Source organism: Halorubrum sp. F4 (genome assembly GCF_027257195.1).
Taxonomy (GTDB): domain Archaea; phylum Halobacteriota; class Halobacteria; order Halobacteriales; family Haloferacaceae; genus Halorubrum.
On the sequence record NZ_JAPDFS010000001.1, the window covers coordinates 497,059 to 514,073 of the forward strand.

15 protein-coding genes and 1 pseudogene are annotated in these 17,015 nt (G+C 61.6%); 5 read left to right on the forward strand and 11 right to left on the reverse strand.

Annotated features, from left to right (window positions below):
- Positions 1-303: 303 nt before the first annotated feature.
- From OKW78_RS02570 to pyrB, 3 genes are all read right to left on the reverse strand, one after another.
- On the reverse strand, positions 304-1,164 hold the full coding sequence (locus tag OKW78_RS02570; RefSeq protein WP_281193742.1) for a hypothetical protein: 861 nt from the start codon (positions 1,162-1,164) through the stop codon (positions 304-306).
- 259 nt (positions 1,165-1,423) lie between these two features.
- Positions 1,424-1,882 carry an aspartate carbamoyltransferase regulatory subunit gene (gene pyrI / locus OKW78_RS02575; protein ID WP_281193743.1) on the reverse strand — a complete coding sequence of 153 codons (459 nt, stop codon included), beginning with the start codon at positions 1,880-1,882 and terminating at the stop codon, positions 1,424-1,426.
- The gene (gene pyrB, locus OKW78_RS02580; RefSeq protein WP_281193744.1) at positions 1,879-2,826 is read right to left on the reverse strand and encodes an aspartate carbamoyltransferase; all 948 of its coding nucleotides are present in this window, start codon (positions 2,824-2,826) and stop codon (positions 1,879-1,881) included. Before pyrB ends, pyrI begins: the two co-directional genes overlap by 4 nt.
- A gap of 157 nt (positions 2,827-2,983) precedes the next feature.
- Between pyrB and msrB the strand changes: the two genes are divergently transcribed.
- From msrB to OKW78_RS02595, 3 genes are all read left to right on the forward strand, one after another.
- Entirely contained in the window at positions 2,984-3,409 is a 426-nt protein-coding gene (gene msrB, locus OKW78_RS02585) for a peptide-methionine (R)-S-oxide reductase MsrB (RefSeq protein WP_281193745.1), read from the forward strand.
- Between the two features lie 225 nt (positions 3,410-3,634).
- Positions 3,635-6,217 carry a PD-(D/E)XK nuclease family protein gene (locus OKW78_RS02590; protein ID WP_281193746.1) on the forward strand — a complete coding sequence of 861 codons (2,583 nt, stop codon included), beginning with the start codon at positions 3,635-3,637 and terminating at the stop codon, positions 6,215-6,217.
- Positions 6,214-9,084 carry an exodeoxyribonuclease V subunit beta gene (locus tag OKW78_RS02595; protein WP_281193747.1) on the forward strand — a complete coding sequence of 957 codons (2,871 nt, stop codon included), beginning with the start codon at positions 6,214-6,216 and terminating at the stop codon, positions 9,082-9,084. Before OKW78_RS02590 ends, OKW78_RS02595 begins: the two co-directional genes overlap by 4 nt.
- A 372-nt stretch (positions 9,085-9,456) precedes the next feature.
- Here the strand turns inward: OKW78_RS02595 and OKW78_RS02600 are convergent, their stop codons facing one another.
- Both OKW78_RS02600 and OKW78_RS02605 read right to left on the reverse strand, forming a co-directional pair.
- Positions 9,457-10,494, reverse strand: coding sequence for a tyrosine-type recombinase/integrase (locus OKW78_RS02600; RefSeq protein ID WP_281193748.1), 1,038 nt, complete (start codon positions 10,492-10,494; stop codon positions 9,457-9,459).
- A complete protein-coding gene (locus OKW78_RS02605) occupies positions 10,491-10,655 on the reverse strand; it encodes a hypothetical protein (RefSeq protein ID WP_281193749.1) in 165 nt (54 codons plus the stop codon). Before OKW78_RS02605 ends, OKW78_RS02600 begins: the two co-directional genes overlap by 4 nt.
- Positions 10,656-10,774: 119 nt before the next feature.
- On the opposite strand from OKW78_RS02605, the gene OKW78_RS02610 reads away from it, so the two are divergent.
- Entirely contained in the window at positions 10,775-11,065 is a 291-nt protein-coding gene (locus OKW78_RS02610; RefSeq protein WP_281193750.1) for a MarR family transcriptional regulator, read from the forward strand.
- A 304-nt stretch (positions 11,066-11,369) separates the two neighbouring features.
- On the forward strand, positions 11,370-12,275 hold the full coding sequence (locus tag OKW78_RS02615; RefSeq protein WP_281193751.1) for a hypothetical protein: 906 nt from the start codon (positions 11,370-11,372) through the stop codon (positions 12,273-12,275).
- Positions 12,276-12,361: 86 nt separating this feature from the next.
- On the opposite strand, the gene OKW78_RS02620 is transcribed toward OKW78_RS02615, so the two are convergent.
- The 6 genes and pseudogenes from OKW78_RS02620 to OKW78_RS02645 all read right to left on the reverse strand — a co-directional run.
- Positions 12,362-13,318: a hypothetical protein gene (locus OKW78_RS02620; protein ID WP_281193752.1), complete on the reverse strand. Its 957-nt coding sequence runs from the start codon at positions 13,316-13,318 to the stop codon at positions 12,362-12,364.
- Positions 13,311-14,156 carry a hypothetical protein gene (locus OKW78_RS02625; protein ID WP_281193753.1) on the reverse strand — a complete coding sequence of 282 codons (846 nt, stop codon included), beginning with the start codon at positions 14,154-14,156 and terminating at the stop codon, positions 13,311-13,313. The genes OKW78_RS02620 and OKW78_RS02625 overlap by 8 nt, the downstream gene beginning before the upstream one ends.
- Entirely contained in the window at positions 14,153-14,680 is a 528-nt protein-coding gene (locus tag OKW78_RS02630) for a hypothetical protein (RefSeq protein ID WP_281193754.1), read from the reverse strand. Before OKW78_RS02630 ends, OKW78_RS02625 begins: the two co-directional genes overlap by 4 nt.
- 3 nt (positions 14,681-14,683) lie before the next feature.
- Complete coding sequence (locus OKW78_RS02635) at positions 14,684-16,357, reverse strand: twin-arginine translocation signal domain-containing protein (protein ID WP_281193755.1); 1,674 nt, start codon at positions 16,355-16,357, stop codon at positions 14,684-14,686.
- 24 nt (positions 16,358-16,381) lie between these two features.
- Positions 16,382-16,783 carry a hypothetical protein gene (locus OKW78_RS02640; protein WP_281193756.1) on the reverse strand — a complete coding sequence of 134 codons (402 nt, stop codon included), beginning with the start codon at positions 16,781-16,783 and terminating at the stop codon, positions 16,382-16,384.
- Positions 16,783-17,015: pseudogene (locus OKW78_RS02645) on the reverse strand (hypothetical protein); the annotation flags it as partial. The pseudogene OKW78_RS02645 and the gene OKW78_RS02640, both read right to left, overlap by 1 nt.

Sequence of the window (17,015 nt, forward strand, 5' to 3'; positions counted from 1 at the left end):
TCTGGACACGATCATGGGAGAAGTGGATCGATGACGGACGAACTGATCGCTGGGTGAATTCCGCACCGGATCGATCCAACGAACCCCCTCCCGCCGGACGAGCCGTCGGCTGGAGGCTGTAGGGCGACCGCCGCTACGGTGTGGACGTTGAAAGGTGACCGCCCCACGCGAACGCGAGACCATCAGCGGTGTCACACACCGGCGGCCGGTCACGTGGGTCTCGGCCGCGCCCACGGATAAACCCTCGTTCACGTCGGCGGGGCCGTTTCCACGGCGAACCGGAGTCGGACCAACGACCGACGCTCACTCCGGCCGGTGGACTTCGCCCTCGCGGGTGTCCGCGTCCTTTCGGCGGAGCGCGGCCGCCGCGTTGTTGGCGTCGTACCCGAAGAACACGTCCTTCGCGTACGTCTCCGCCACCTCCGTGGCGTGGATCAGGTCGTCGACGTCGACGTCGACGGCGTATAGCTCGACCGAGAAGGGCGTCTCCGGCGGCGCACCGTGGACGTCGTAGTCGCCGCCGAGCCGCGAACGGAAACCACGGAGGATCGCCTCCAGCCAGTAGGTGGTCGCGTACTCGGTGTCGTACAGCGGGACGACGAACTCGTCGACGTGCTCCGTGAGTCGGTCGAGGTCGAGCCCGGACCGCGCACGGAGGTGTCCCGGATACGGGTCGGGGTAGAGGGTGAGGAGCGTGCGGCCCGGGACGCGTTCGGCCGCCTCGGCGACGAACCTCGTGATCACGTCGGCACGCCAGTCGGCCCAGTCGTCGCGGTCGCTCTCGGCGAACAGCCGCTCACAGCGGTCACAGCGACAGAACCCCTCCCGGGGAAATCCCACGTCGTCGAGGCGAACGTCGTCGTTCTCGGCGGCGCAGTCCTCGATGATCTCGAGGAGTCCCTCGCGGTACTCCGGATGGGTCGGACAGACGTACGCCCAGTCGAAGTACTCGCGGTCGCGGGTCGCCGGCTCGCCGCGGTCGTCGACCGGTACGAGCTCCGGGTTCTCGCCGGCGGCCGCGTTGTCGCCGAAACACGACACCATGTTCACGGCGTTCGGGAGCGGCGCGGCCGCCCGACCCGTGACGTCCTTGACCTCGTAACATCCCAGGTCGAACGGCTCCATGTCGACCTCGTCGGCGTTCCGCGTGACGACCCCGTACATGCGAGTCGCTACGCGGCTGACGGGTAAAAACGGCGGGCTTGCGCCCGGGCAGTCTCGGTCGAACGGCTACGCTCCGTCGGCGGTCGGTTTCCCGGCCCCGCTACTCCACTTCGACCGGCTGTTTGTCGCCGGCGAGGAGGAAGTACGCGAGGACCACGAGCGACAGTACGACGACGAGTTTCGCTTTCGTTCCCATACACGTATCGTCGACCGGCGGCCGCTAAAAACTACCGACGTTCGCCCGCACGTGGACGGGCGATCACACGTCGATGTGCTCGGCGATGTCCGACCGGAGGACCGTCGAACAGTAGTCACAGCGGACGCCGTCGGCGACCACCTCGAACCGCGTCTCGACCGGCTCGTCGGCGTTGGTGATACAGTTCCGGTTCGGACACGAGAGCACGCCCGCGACGCGGTCGGGCCGAGTCACGCGGTTCTTCTCGACCACTTCGAACTCCCGGACGATGTTGATCGTCGCCTCGGGCGCGATGAGCGAGAGGACGTCGACCTCCGACTGGGAGAGCTCGCGGCCCTCGACTTTCACGAGATCTTTCCGCCCGAGTCGGTCGGACGGGACGTTCATCCCCACCGAGACGCCGAGCCCCTCGGAGCCGTCGATCCCGAGGATCGCGAGCACGTTGAGTGCCTGTCCGCCCTCGACGTGGTCGATGACGGTACCGTTCCGGATCTTCGAGACGCGGAGTTCGTGCTCGCTCATCGGTCCACCTCCATCCCCTCGCTCGCCTCCGGGTCGGCGTTCTCCAACAGCGTGTCGAGAAGCGCCATCCGGACCGGGATCCCGTTGTGCGCCTGTTCGAAGTACCGTGCGTAGTCGGTGTCGTCGACGTCGGCGGCGATCTCGTCGACGCGGGGAAGCGGGTGCATCACGGTAAGGTCGTCGGGGGCGGCCTCGAGCGTGTCGGCGTCGATCCGGTACTGGCCCGCGACGCGGTGGTACTCGTTCTCGTCGGGGAACCGCTCCTTCTGGATGCGGGTGACGTACAGCACGTCGAGCTCAGGAAGGACCTCCTCCAGGTCCTCGTGCTCGCGGATCTGTGCGCCCGTCTCGTGGAGGTCGAACCGGACCGACCGGGGCAGCCGAAGCGATTCGGGGCTGATGAAGTGCTGGCGGGCGTCGAAGTTGGTCAGCGCGGTCGCGAGCGAGTGGACCGTCCGGCCGTACTTCAGATCACCCATGATACCGACCGTGAGGTCGTCGAGGCCGTGGTTCTCCCGGATCGTGTGGAGGTCGAGCAGGGTCTGGGACGGGTGTTGACCCGCACCGTCGCCCGCGTTTATAACGGGGACGTCGACGAACTCCGCGGCCAGCGTGGCCGCGCCCTCGCTGGGGTGTCGCAACACGATCGAGTCGGCGTATCCCTCGATGACGCGGACGGTGTCCGCGAGCGATTCGCCCTTCGAGACCGACGAGGAGTCCACGTCGCCCATGTCGATCGTGTCGATCCCGAGCCGTTTCGCGGCGGCGTCGAAGCTCATCCGCGTGCGCGTGCTCGGTTCGAAGAAGCAGAGCGCGAGCATCGTCCCCGCGTGTCGGCCCGCGTACGCTTCGGGGTCGGCGGCGACCTCGCGGGCCCGATCGAGTACCGCCTCGATGTCATCCCGCGAGAGCTGGGTCGCGGTGATGAGGTGGTCCTGACGCATCGTCGGAGTAGGGGTCCGGCAGTATCTTGAATCCCTCGGGTCGACGGCGGTCCCGGTCGACGGCGGTCTCGGTCGACGGCGGTGCTAACTCCGATCCGGTCGATCCTTCCCGCCCGCCGCCACAACCGCCTTACCGACGCGGCCCGTATCGACGTCCATGAGCGACACCGACGCGGCGTCGACCGGCGCGGACGATCCACAGGGCCTGACCGACGAGGAGTGGCGCGAGCGGCTCTCCGAGGAGGAGTACCGCGTGCTCAGAGAGAGCGGAACCGAGGCGCGTTTCTCGGGCGAGTACGTCGACCATCTGCCCGAGGACGGCGAGTACCGCTGTGCGGCCTGCGGCGAACGGCTGTTCGCCGCCGAGACGAAGTACGAGTCCGGCTGCGGCTGGCCCGCCTTCTACGCCGCCGAGGAGGACTCGGTGACGACGACGGTCGACACCAGCCACGGAATGCGCCGCACCGAGGTCCGGTGTGCGTCCTGCGACTCGCACCTCGGCCACGTCTTCGACGACGGACCGGAGCCGACCGGCAAGCGCTTCTGTATCAACTCCGTCGCGATGGAGTTCGACGGGGAGTGACCGACACCGGTCCATCGGTCACGCCGACAGTAAGGCTGACGACGAGGACGGATCCCCTCGGCTCGTTATCTTCGACTACACGTCACCGCCGTTGGCATCGACGGGCGACCGAACGGAGTACGCTCCGATCTCCGCGTCGGGTCTCGAGCCCCCTCTCGCCGTGTCCGAAGGTCTCCCGTCGTCCTCGTACCAACCTTTAACGGGGTACTGCCGCATTGGAGACGCGTGCCGATTCAGCGCGCCAAGCCGGTTGAACGGCTTTACGAGGAGGTTGCTGGATACGACGTCGTTCTCACGCCGGACGCGCCGCTGGCGAGCGCGATCAACCGCCGCGTGGACGTCCCGCAGTTCGGGACGTTCGCGACGACACCGCGCCGGCTCGCAGCAGGGCGGCGCGAGCAGGCCGAAGACCGGAGCGCGTTCCTCGAGGTCATCGATCGCACCGACCACGACTGGCGATCGATCAGTTACGCCGTCGGGAACGTGCTGCAATGCTGGGAACACCAGGGAACCGTCGGATCGATACTCGAATACGACGGCTACGTCGATGAGGCGACGAGCGACGTCGTGGAGGTCATGGCGGACCTCCGATCGACGTCGAAATCCCTGGCGGAGTACACGATCGACGGCGGGTCGATCGCAGTCATCGGGGAGCCGCAGTTGACGACGCTCGAGCGAGCGATTCTCCCCGAAGAATACGATCGTGTCGATCTGTTCACGACCGATGCCTTCGAGTACCCGTCGTTCAACGTCTTCGACTCCTCGGCGGACGTCGTCGACGCGATCCTCGACACGGTTACCGCCACGGCCGCGGATAACGTTGCCGTCGTACTGGACGCGGGTAGCCGGTATTCCTCACTCATCGAGGCGGCGTTTGAGACGGCCGACGTCCCGTACTACGGCGGACCGGATTTCATCGACGAACCCCATCACCGTACGTTTCTCAACCTGTGTCGTGTAGGGTTCCGCGGAGGTGAGACGACCGTCGGCGACGTCAAGCCCGTCCTCGCGCGGATGGGGATCGACGTCCCCGTCGACCACGACGACAAGCGGCTGCACGAGGTGTCGATCCCGGAAACGACGTGGATACGGGACTTCTACCGGTCGATCACCTCGTACACGTTCGCGGAGGCGCTCGACCAGTACGAGTCACAGATCGGGGATACTCTGACGGCGTTCCGGGAGGAACTCGTCGAGGTAGGGATGGTCGATTCGACGGTCGATGCGGATACCGTCGACGAGCTCGCGTACTACTTCCAGACGTACGAAGTACCGATCGACCGGGAGAACGAGGGCGTGTTGCTCGCCGATGCGAAATCCGCGGGGTACGTCGATCGCCCGGCCGTGTTTCACGTCGGTTTGGATGAGGACTGGACGCGTTCGCCACCCAAGCGACCGTGGGTCGATACCGAGGATCAGTTCCGACGACATCTCGATCAGTTCCAGCTCCTCATCCAGAGCGGGGTCGAGCAGTACTATCTCGTGCAGGACACGCAGGGCGGTCGGCCGGTCACGCCGTGTCCGTACTTCGGCGAACTGCTTGAAGACGACTACGACCGATTCAGCGACCTCGAATCGGTCTCGTATCACCGATCGGACGTTGACGGGACCACGGGGTTCGAAACGGAGGAAACGGGTATTGAAGCCGACGAGGTGCAGACCATCAGCCAGTCGAGTTTCAACGATTACGTGAATTGTCCACGAGAGTACTTCTTCAGCCGGTTGGTGGACGACCCCGACAGGGACTACTTCACCGAGGGGAACCTGTTTCACGACTTCGCCGAGTTCTACGTGAACCACCCCGACGTCGTCGACGCCGACGCCATCGCGGACGTGGTTGACGTGATGGTCGAAGAAGCGCGGCCGCTGTTCGCCAGGACCGACGAACCCCTTCGCCGTCGCACCTACCGGATCGGGCTCGAAACGATCGTCGAATATCTCGATTCCCACGGGCCCGACGCTGAGCGGTTTCTCACGCCGGCTTCCGGGTGGGGCCGCAATTTCTTCGCCGGCTACTTCGACGAACCCGTCGATTCACCGCTCACGGAACGGTGGTTCGAGAACGCGGCACTCGGTATCAAGGGAAAGATCGACCTCGTCAGCGCGCCGGACCACCTCGTCGATCTCAAGAGCGGCCGGAGGAAGTCGCGCCGCACGGTCGTCAGACAGGCCGCTATCGACCCGCCGAATGACACGCCGAACTTCCAAGCGGCCCTGTACCTCTGTCACTACCGGACGAGACGTCCGGACGAACCGATCTCGTTCACGTTCTTTCACTTCCTAGAAACGTTGGACGACGTCATCACCGGTGACGCGGACCTCGACGACGCGCTCACGACCGTGACGTACTATCCGTGGACCTTCGACGAACACGTCGGGTCCCGGCAGGCCTACGACACGTTGCTCGATGGATACAACGACTGTGTCGCCACGTTCGAGGACGTGGGATTCGAGGCGTACTCGGAGATCACGGGGGGGCTGTCGTTTCCGGAAACGACTGAGAGATCCGAGCTTCGGGAGTCGGAGTTCGCCGCGGCGTTCACCGAGGCCGTCGACGCCCGAACGGGAGACGACGTCGACGCGTCGAAGGGGTGTGACCAGGCGATCCGCGCCCTGAACGGCGTTCGCCAGCGGTCGTTCTTCCGGGAGGACCTCGACGCCATCGAGCGGTTCGTCGCCGATCGGATCGACGAGTTGAACGAGTATCGACGCGGCGAGGATCGGTTCCCGGTCGAGGGGGTCGGCGGCGAACCGAACTATCGTCGCGTCGATCACCGCGACCTGATCTTGGAAGGGGAGCAGCGATGACTGAGCCGACACCGAATCCGGCACAACGGACGCTCATCGAGAACACCGAGGGGATCTACGTCGTCGACGCGGGGGCCGGAACCGGGAAGACGTTCGCCATCACGCACCGTTACGCGGAGATCGTCGAGCAACCGTCGGTCGAGCCGGAGGACGTCCTGCTCGTGACGTTCACGCGAAGCGCGGCGACGGAGATGAGAGAGCGCATCGTCGACCACTCAACGTACTCGCTTCGGGAGCTCGCCGACGGATCCATCCGGACCTTTCACTCACACTGCTTCGACGTCCTGCAGGAACACGGGCATCGAGCCCCGACCCACCTCGGGATCGACGAGCGAATCACCGGGTCGACGCGCGTCGTCGAAGACGACCTCGTCGAGAACGAACTGTTCCGGGAGTTCATCGACCAGTTCCGCGATGCCCACCCGGAGTACGCGGACGAGTTCCGTGCGGTCTCCGACCCACTCGAACTACACGACGTCGTGTCGGAGCTCGCGTCGAAGGGAGTGTTTCCGACGACTGATGGGTGGTACAGGGACGGCGAAGACGCCCTGGACGGTGACTTCGACGCGTTCAAATCGCTCTTCGACGACGTCAACCAACCACGTAACGACGGGCGGAAACAGTCCGCGCTCCGGCAGAAGTTGAACCGCTACGGCCGCGATAAGACGTACCTGCCCGATGCACCGGCCAAAGCCGAGATACGAGGGGACGGAACGAAACGGGTCCCGGACGGAGTCGCCGAACTGGCGTTCGACGAGGACCGGGAGAAGCTCAAGACGTTCGTCCACGACGTCTACATCGAGTACCTCGAGTTCGCGCTCAGTCGAAACTACCTGACGTTCGGGTTCCTGCAGCTGTTCGCGTTCGTCCTGTTGTGCGAGGACGACGCGCTCCGGGAGCGGGCCGCGTTCGACTACGTGATGGTCGACGAGTTCCAGGACACCAGCGAGATCCAGTTCAAACTCACGCTTCTGCTCGCCGGCACGGAAAACGTCTGTGTCGTCGGGGACTGGAAACAGAGCATTTACTCGTTCCAATACGCGGACGTCGAGAACATCCTCGAGTTCGAAGCGCGGCTCGACCGATTCATCGACGACCTCAACGAGGACCGCGAGCGTATCCAGTTCGAATACGACGAGATCGAACGGATCGAACTGGCGGAGAACTACCGCTCGACACAGACGATCCTCGATTTCTCCGAGGACGCACTCGTTACCCCGGCAACGGATCGAGACACGGTCGACGAGACTGTACTGGACGACGTCGTCTCGTTGTCGTCGAACGCCGCGTTCGACAACACCACCATCGAAGGGATCCACCACGTCGACGAACACGAGGCCGTCCTTTCGACGATCCAGGACGTCGTCGGGAACGCCGAGTATGCCGTCGAAGACGACGACGGAGATCAACGAGAACCGACGTACGGTGACGTCGCCGTTCTGACGCGAACGCGGGATTTCGGTCGAGAGCTGCTGATCGTCGCCGACGAGTACGACTTCCCGATGGCCTACGACGGCGGGATCGAACTGTTCAGAACCGACCAGGCGAAACTGCTGCTCGCCTGGCTCCGGATCCTCGAATCGGACGCCGATCGGGGATGGGCGGTCGTCCTCGAAGAAGCCGGCTACACGCTCGACGAGGTCAAGGACGTCCTCGACACCAGTGAGTACCCCGCGAACATGGTCGCGTTCCGTGAGGATCTCGACGACCGAGTCGCAGTCGGAGCGGTTGCGAGGGCGGTGTTCGATCGGTACGGATTCACCGGCGAGTACGCCGACGTCATCCTCCACACGATCCAGTCCGTCCACGAGTCCTCGACGCTCACCCGCGGTGACCTGATCCGGTTCATCCAGCGCGGCATCGAGAACGGCAGCACTCACGACGTGTTCACCAGTTCCGGCGTCGATTCCGTCACGGTCCAGACGATCCACTCGGCGAAGGGACTGGAATACCCGATCGTGATCCTTGCGAACATGAACAGGGGAAAGTTCCCGCCCACCGGTGGCGGATCGAGCGTCGTTGAGTACACCGAGCCGGTCGGCCTCCGTCAGCGCAAGCAGTACGCCACCGTCGCCGAACATCCGCACGTCTACGATAACTGGCGAGCCGACGTCATTCGCCACTGTCTGTCCCGTGACTACGACGAGGAACGCCGCCTCCTCTACGTCGCCATCACGCGAGCCGAGAGTCACGTCCTGTTCACCGGTGGCGAGGACCCGAACGCCTTCTTCGAGGAACTCCCGTGCTCCTCACGCGAGGGTGATACGACGGTCGACGCCGTTGATCGGCCCACGACGGCCCGAGCCCGACTCCCGTTCTCGATCGTCACCCCGGACGGCCCGAAAGGCCACACCCCCCACACTCTCATGGACGACGACGTGTTCGATGGCGACGCCATCGGGACCGAATCAGTCGAATTCCGGGGACGAGACTTCGGCTCACGCGTCCACGACTTCGCGGAGGCCTACGCACTCGATGAGGACGTCACGCCGACGACTGACGACGCCGACGACGAACGACACGTCCAAAGGTTTCTCGACGGTCTCTCGGGAGAGATCCACGTCGAAGAGCGGGCCGTTCTCCCCATGGATGTGGACGGCGAACGTGTAACGATCACGGGTATCGTCGATCTGGTACACGAAACACCGACCGACATCGAGATCATCGACTACAAGACGGACCGAACCAGGCGCGGACTGTCGGAATATCGGAAGCAGCTCAGCGTGTATTATCACGTCTTGTCGGAGTGTTTCCCGGGCAAGAACGTGACTGCGAGCCTCTTGTACACGGCGGACGGTGAGCGCGAGTTCATCGAACCGCTTGCAATGGACCAACTCCGGGATCTCGTGAGAGCCGCCGAAACGTGAGACGAGGTCACGGCTGGTATTCGACCGGCAAACGTTCTACGTGCGCCGAATCGACGTGTGCTGTGGTCAGAACATCGACGAAGAGGATCGACGGCTTCGCTGTAGACTCACGTGTCTCGGAACGCTAACACGGTCCGTGGTGAAGGGTCACGTATCGACCACCTCAATGTCTCGGATATCGAAACGAGTGCCGCTAGACGCAATTCGGTTGTCCTGGTGTCTCAGTCGTGAGCCTCGATGATCTGAGTGACAGTGGATAAATAGGCGGCCGGACCCTCGTGTGAATCCGAATCGTGGTGTCAGGGGATGGGCGCTGCAGGTCCGTAGCTAGCCAGTTTGCGGTACTCCGTTCAGTCGGGATGTGTGTGTGAATCATTCGAGGAACTCCCATCGGCGGTTTGCTTTCTCGAGATCGGACGCGCGATCGTAGTGGAGGTCGAGCACGTCCTCCGAGGCGTTCAGTCGATCCGAGACGATCGCCCGCGGCACGTTGTCGTTCCTGTACCGGGTGACCCGCGCCTTCCGTACGTCGTGCGGTGACCGAGTCGAGGGACACTTGCTCATCTGATGAGCGGGCATGTACTCGCAGGTCTCCGGATCCTTCCCGTGCGGACAGCTGGCGATCGAACACGGTCGAGTCCAGCGGTAGAACGTTCGCCGAACGGCGGACTGTGAGATCCGTCCCTGTCGCGTGGTGATCAGCGGTTTTCGCCCGTGATCGTCGGTCTTCTCCACCCGCGGGCCGTCGACGTAGTCACCGAGGATATCGGCGACCCGCAGGCTGATCCGGTTCGTCCGCTGGCCGTCGACCTGATTCTTGAGCGGGGTTCCGGTTCCCGGCCGGTGGACCAGCTCGATGTGTGGCGTGTCGTCGTCGAGGTGGACGTCCCCGAGGTCGAGCGCGCGGAGCCCGCCGACGCGGACACCCGTGTGCCAGACGAGCGCCCACACCGCGTGATCACGGGATCCGTACTCGTACTTCGTCAGGTAGTCGAGGATCGGCGGGACGCGCTCGGGCTCAATCGTCGAGTCGCTCACCTGGTCGTCCTTCGAGAGCGACGGGAGGTCGACGCGCTCGTAGAGGTCCGGGTCGACCGCCTCGATCTGTCCGCAGAACCGGAGGAACACCCGGACCACGTTGAGCGCGGAGGCGAGCGTCCGCGGCGCGATCTCTTCGTCCTTCCCCTGCGAGTAGCCACCCGACCGACGCCAGCGACGGAACTGGAAGATATCGCGACCGGAGAGGTCGTTCATGTTCTCGAGCTCGCGGACCTCCTCGCACCACTCGATGAACGCGCGGAGGTGACTCTCGTGAGACTGGTAGGTCCAGTCGGCGGCTTCGTCCTGGAGCGCTTCGAGGTGGAGGTCCCGAGCGTCGGCCGGGGAGATCGGTTGGAGATCGTCGCTCACAGGTGGGCCTCCGGCGCGTCGAGGAGATCGTGATCGGGATGATCCTCGGCGAAGTGATCGAGGTAGGCCGCGACGAGCCGGGCGTACCGAGTGAACCCGTCCTCCGGGAAGGGTTCGATGGCGGCTCCGCATTCGGAACAGGTTTCGAGGTCTTCCAACATCTTGAGAACACATCTGGAGAGGAACAACATATATGTTGTGCCAGCTCTCTTGTGTATCTCATCAGGTAGAATATGTACTCATACACCAGATTCGAGTTATGAGAAAGTCGGGGAAGTGGATGGTACTGCTTGATGAACGAATTTTAGAGCTGCTTAGCGAGGAGGAAAACGAGTATATGTCTCCCTCCGACATCGCGGATCACGATCGGATCCCATACAGCTCACAGCACGTCGGCCGACGATGTAGAAAACTAGCAGAACACGGTTTACTGAAACCGGTTGGTAGAGGAGTTTATACCATTACTGACGAGGGATTAGCATATCTACGAGAGGAATATAATGCGGCCGAAAACGGGAACGCAGAGGTTTCGAATACTGAAGTAACCGGTGAGAGTCTAGACGAGGCATAACTCATGAAGATGCGCCGGATGGGTCGGTGGATGTACCCTGTCGACGAGCGAATTCTCGAACATCTCGCGGAAGAGTCGTGGGGATCGCCTTCGACGATGGCAGCTGAATCAGAATTTCAACAGCTCGAGATGGATGCTAATTACATTCAACAGCGGTGTGAGCAGCTGATCGAGCGAGAATTGATCGCACCAGTAATTGAAGATGGTCAAATGTACGAGGTAACAACGTGGGGGCTTGCGTACCTACGTGGAGATCTCAATGCACAGTACCTACCTCGATGGGATTAGCAACAAATAATTAACAATGGATAACAAGACAGAGTCGATAATTAATTCGGTAGATTCAGAGAATATTCAGGAGCATATAAACAGGCAACTCGACATGTATTTTCACACTCAAAAAAGAGCTGAAAGGCTGATCCAACTGTTAATCGCATCTGTGGCAGTCATCGCTACTTTTGGTGACACAGAGATATTCAGGCAGTTTGGATCACTATACATTGATCTGACTGGATCAGATGATTTGATTAATCGGTTTTCTATATTTAATGATACAGTTCAAGCAGAACTTCTCAATGCATGGGGTGTGCCTCTGAGTACTCTCATATTCACTAGCGGATTGTTGCTTTTGTTAGATTCAATATTATGGTCTGCTGAAGTGATTACAATGCCAAAGATGAGGCCATATTTAGGACAAAAAGGAATATCTTCAGTTTCGTTTGACGATAGTAAGTTCACAAGTGAACGAAGACTTGAGCTCAGTAAGATGGATAGCGATGAAAAAAGACTACGTGAGGATATAAAATATAATTTCCATGTTCTATCTCAAATGGACGTGTATTTAACAAGATCTTATACCGTACTACCACTTGGATTAGGACTGATTTTGATTTCTGCGATTCCATACTCCGCAGAGCTAGCAAATGATATTTCTCTATTGGTTTATCTTCTAGTACTCATCTTTTTCACACCAATAGTTATCATTCTGAGCAGTATAATCACAAATTTTTCAAAGATTGTGAATACAGTTAAAAAGGGTGGCCGTCTCGCCACAGATACATACGATAAAATAAGAGAATTGGATCGACACATTCTCACGTTAAATTCGCTCCATTTTATAGTATATCTGTATTTGCTTATAGCAGCCATTCTAATATATTCTCTATCAGCAATTGTTACTAGGGCTTGGATTGTTGAGATCGGATTTTGATATTACCCGCGCGACCCCCCACAAGGAGGGGTCGCGCGCCGCCCACTGAAATGGGCCGGTGGGTCGGTGGGTCGATCACCGTGGTGTTAGGTTGCTGGTCCGCGTTCGCGCAGCTCGGCGAGGAGATCGGGCCAGTCGAGGTCCTTACTGAATAGGTCAGGTTCGAGGTCCCAGTTCCACGGAGCGGCATCGTTCGGGTCAGGTTCCGCAGCAGCGGGTTCCAAGTTCTCGACGGTCCCACCGAACAGCTGATCGGTCGGCTTGTCCGCGTCAGCCGGCCAGTTCCCGAAGAAGTCGACTTCCTTCTTCGAGTGTTTGAAGTACGCCGTCGTGAAGAGCCGTTTCAGCTCCGGGTGGCAGTCCTTCCCCGTGTGGAACACCGTGCCGAAAACGTCGACGTTCACCTTTGCCATCCGCTTCGCGAGCGGGGAGAACTGCGCCGCGACTTCGTAACTCTGTGTCCGCGCGTCGAAGTGCGTCGATCCCTCGTCGATAAACACGAACTTCGGCCGGTCCCGGTGTTCGATACACGTTACGGCGAGGTCGTGCGCGCTCGTGACCACGACGTCCGTCCGGTCCCACGTCCGCGAGTTCGAGACGATCAGGAGATCGTCGACGGTCACAGATCGAAGTTCAGCGAGCAGGGCCATCAGGTTCGTCTTTCCCGTGTTCGGGTTCCCGGCACCGCCGACGAACGCGGTCGCGTCGTTGTTCGTCATCAGCTCGTCGAGCCGGAGCGGGAGTCGAAGCGCGGACGCGTCGAGGTCCTGCTCGGTGATCCCGACCAAGTGAGAGAGCAGCATCGAGTTGCCCGACCGGATCGCTTCCGACGCCTGCCGAGATTGAAGCGTCCGGTCGACGAGCGACAGCAGCTCGGAGTCCTGGACGTCCTCGTCGAGCCCGTCGAGGAACACCGACGCCGACACGTCGTCCGGCGCGATGGCCCCGGCGCGCGGATCGAGGTCCCGATCCGTTTCGATGTTTCCGGCCAGCTGCTCGGCGAGCTTCGCCGCCGTCAGCATCCCTTCGTCTACGTCAGTCACCGGCCGACACCTCGGCTTTCTCTCGGTGACCGTTCCGGTCAGTAGGCGGGTCCTCGGGCGTGTTGAAGTCGAATCCCGACTTGTGGTCGAGATCGTCTATCTCTTCGTCGTCGACGAGGTCCGTCAGGTCGTCGCCGCCGTCGTCGAGACCGAACTCCTCGAGTTCCTTATCGATGGCGCGCTCGATGCCCTCACCCGAGTCGGGCAGCGAGCCGTCCTCGAACAGGTCGACGATCCGCTTGACCGTGTTCCGGGTCGCCCGGCGGACGACCACGAACGCAGACGTCTCGAGGATGAAGCCTCGCTGCGCGTCGTCCTGGAGCTGGCCGCGACACTCGTGGACAGCACGGAGCGCGCGAGTCAGTTCTCGGTCGTCGAGGGTTCCGCGCCACGTACCGACGACGGTCATGTCCTTGAGGTCGATCTTCTTGCCGACGTAGAGGTTCGGCGAGAGTTGCGTGAGGTCATACGTCGAGTTGATGAACTCGTCGTCGTCGAGCACTTCGAGGTCGCGGAAGTCGTCGGGCGGGAGTCGGTAGATTCCGCCCTCGAGCACGCGGGCGTCGAGGTCGATCAGCCATACGTACGAGGGATTGTAGAGCCATGCGACGACCTTCGAGCCGGTCATCCAACCGAGGGGGATCGTGAACAGACCGGCGATCGCGGCGACGTACCAGAAGCGCGGGACTTCAACGTCGAACCCGACGAGGATGGCGACGACCGACAGGGCAGTCCCGACGAGGACCAGCTGGGGAGCGCGGGCGCGGACCCAGTCGAGCAGGTCGAGGTAGGCGGGCTGTTCGTCCGCGGTCGCGGGGTTGAGTTCGTTCTGTGTCATGCTATCCGCTCCGGTTGTTCGACGCGGCCGTAGACTCGGCGAGCAACCATGTACAGCGTCGTCAGCGCGACACCGAGCGCACCGCCGAGCCCGGACGCTTGAACGTCGGAGGAGGTGAACGGGCCGACGATGATGGACGAGGAAGTCTTGATCTCCTTTTGGTAGAGCGTTTGTCCGGCGTTGATGGTGACACCTTCCGAACCGCCGTCGACGGTGACGGTAAGCCGGACGGTGTTGCGGCCGGGTTGGAGCCGAACGCGCCGCTGCTCGAGCACACCCGAGCCACGGCGGAACGCCTCGGTGACGGTGACGGTTTGCGGGCCTTCGGTGTGGATGTCGATCACCACGTCCGAGCCGTCGAGTTCGGCCGAACAGATGGCCGTGTAGTTGTTGATCGTTTCAGTACACTCCGCGGTCGCGTTCGCGACCGTTTCGTTCGTCGAGTTTTCTTGTGCGGCGACGCCGCCAGCGAGCAGGGGTGTCGCGACTACCAGCGTCAGCAGCACGATAAAAGTGGACCGCATGGGTTAGTTGTTGACGATACCAAGAGTGACGAGGCCAGCGGCGGCCGCGGCGATCGCCTTCTCCATGGTGGTAAAGGACGACCACGACAATCCACCGCCGCCGCCGGTGGCCGTGTCATGGACGTTCTCGGTGGCCTCCTTGTTGGCCTCGTAGTTCTCCATAAAGATTTGTTCGACCTCCTCGGCGGACGTGTCGGTGGTCGCAAGTGAACGGTCGTTGAACGTGACTTCCGAGGCACCCTCGGCGCTGTCGATCGTGAACGTCTCCGTGAGTTCGATAACCTCCGCGCCGGGGCCAGAGTCGGTCGAGCCGTCGTCGGTCGTGTTGGTGGTGTTGCCCGAGACGGAGTCGACTTCTTCGGGAACGTTGACCGCGGCGAAGATCGAGCCGGGATAATTCCCGGCATCGATCAGCGAGCCGACCGGCAGGCTGTTACCTTGGTGAGCCGTCCATGACAGCCGACCAGTCACCTCGAGCGGATCGCCGCCTTCGGTCGGGAGCGACAGCGTCACGACTTGTTCAGAAAGCGGGTAGCCCATGCCGCGCATAGCCATCGCCGCCTCTTGGTAGTCGGTTGCGGTCGAAGCCGTGTCGGTCAGGTGTTTCGGGCCGAGCATCTGTGTGAGATCGTACTCGCCGTCCTGTGCAGGTTGGAAGTACGTATCCACCATCGACGAGACTTCGGAGATGAGATTGGAGTGCTCGTCGTAGAGCTTATCGATTACATCAGCCCACTGCTGGGTATCCAGCAGGGTGACGCGCTCGTAGCTCACGTCGAGCGGTTCGTCGACGGTTTCGTAGTCGGCATGATCAGGCTTGTTGTAGAAGAAGCGGTACTCATGCGGCGGGCTTTGGGCGTCTTTCATGTCCGAGAGACGGACAGGATCGGCACAGATGAGCTCACTCCCGTAGTCCCGAGCGAACGCCATGTAGCTCACTTGAGTACCATCGAGAAGATCGTATGTCTTCATCGAGAATTTGTCATCAGCGTCCGCAGTCTCGGGGTTCTTGATGTAATACATCTCATTCGTTACCGTATCCGGCCCAGTCTCGATCACATTACTGCCGTACGTTTGGGTGTCGTGGAGACGGAGGATCTGATTGAACCGAGTTGAGCGAAGGTTGAAAGACTCTAAAATGGCCTTTTCAACCGTCGTGTACGTCTCGTTGATCGCGGTTTCGGCCGCGGAGACCGCGTCGGACTCGGTGCCCGAGTCGACGGCCTGTTCGTAGACTCGGAAGATGGCTTCTTCGCGAGCTTTGTTCCCGACCAGTTGAACGTCCCGCTCGAGCGAGGCGAGCGTTTGGTCGAGCAGCAAGTTGTCCTCCCGAGCACGAGTGAATTCGTTGACGTACGTGTTCCACTCGAGCGAGTCGGCGACATCCTCCTCGTCAGGTCCGGCGATCTTCTTGCCGTAGGCGATCAGTCCGATCGGGCCAGCGAGTGCGTACGTCCCGGCAGCCTTCCAGTCGAACGCAGCAGCGTCACCGACAGGCGAGCCAGCGTACGAGACACCGGCGGCCGTGGCCGCGGTCGCACCGATCCCTTTCAGGAAGGTGCGGCGAGACCGGCTATTGCCATGCTGCCGAGGAGCATCGTCAGGCTCCAGAGTGCGGCGAGCAGTATCGCTTCGTTCTGTGTTACAGCTAGTCGAGGGTTCATGTTTTGAACTCATAAGGTTGGGTGCGGAAGGGTTGGTTTACCGAACAGCGACGCCCCACGCCACGACGGTCGCGAGGAACGCGACGATCGGGCCGAGGTTGCTGGTCGTGTTGATCAGGTCAGAGACCTGCGGGACGTACTGGTAGCCCGCGATGACGAGCGGACCAGCCGCGATCGCGACCTGTTCCCACTGTTCGTAGTGATCGAACGACTTTGTCTCAGAGGAGGCGAACGCGACCACGAAGGAAGCGAGCGAGATGAACGTCGCGTGTTCAGCCGTCAGCGTGTAGTCGATCCATGTGATCATCACCTCGGAGATTCCGCCGAACTGGTAGAGCCCGGCCATCACGAACACGACCGACAGGAGCGCCGGAACTGTTCGTAGGTGGGTGTAGTCCGACAGGGCGGACCCGACCGAGTTCCCGTAGGAAGACGCCATCAGGCACCACCCGGGAACGCGACCTTGGTCGGGTTGTAGTCGTGCGTCGAGCCGTCGTCACGCTCGAGAGTCACCTCCTCGGTGTCCATCGCAACCCAGATCTGTTCTCCGACCTCGATCCGGTCCTGCGCAGCTGCGCGCTTGACCTCATCCTTCGCGAAATACCGCACGACTCCGCGACTCTCGTCCTTGATCTTCAGGCGGTACCAGGGGCCGTACTCTCCCTCACCTT

Coding starts and splice junctions, on each gene's coding strand:
- OKW78_RS02570 (WP_281193742.1), bottom strand. CDS start 1,164: ATGTACGGGGTCGTCACGCGGAACGCCGACGAGGTCGACATGGAGCCG.
- pyrI (WP_281193743.1), bottom strand. CDS start 1,882: ATGAGCGAGCACGAACTCCGCGTCTCGAAGATCCGGAACGGTACCGTC.
- pyrB (WP_281193744.1), bottom strand. CDS start 2,826: ATGCGTCAGGACCACCTCATCACCGCGACCCAGCTCTCGCGGGATGAC.
- msrB (WP_281193745.1), top strand. CDS start 2,984: ATGAGCGACACCGACGCGGCGTCGACCGGCGCGGACGATCCACAGGGC.
- OKW78_RS02595 (WP_281193747.1), top strand. CDS start 6,214: ATGACTGAGCCGACACCGAATCCGGCACAACGGACGCTCATCGAGAAC.
- OKW78_RS02605 (WP_281193749.1), bottom strand. CDS start 10,655: ATGTTGGAAGACCTCGAAACCTGTTCCGAATGCGGAGCCGCCATCGAA.
- OKW78_RS02610 (WP_281193750.1), top strand. CDS start 10,775: ATGGTACTGCTTGATGAACGAATTTTAGAGCTGCTTAGCGAGGAGGAA.
- OKW78_RS02615 (WP_281193751.1), top strand. CDS start 11,370: ATGGATAACAAGACAGAGTCGATAATTAATTCGGTAGATTCAGAGAAT.
- OKW78_RS02625 (WP_281193753.1), bottom strand. CDS start 14,156: ATGACACAGAACGAACTCAACCCCGCGACCGCGGACGAACAGCCCGCC.
- OKW78_RS02630 (WP_281193754.1), bottom strand. CDS start 14,680: ATGCGGTCCACTTTTATCGTGCTGCTGACGCTGGTAGTCGCGACACCC.
- OKW78_RS02635 (WP_281193755.1), bottom strand. CDS start 16,357: ATGAGTTCAAAACATGAACCCTCGACTAGCTGTAACACAGAACGAAGC.
- OKW78_RS02640 (WP_281193756.1), bottom strand. CDS start 16,783: ATGGCGTCTTCCTACGGGAACTCGGTCGGGTCCGCCCTGTCGGACTAC.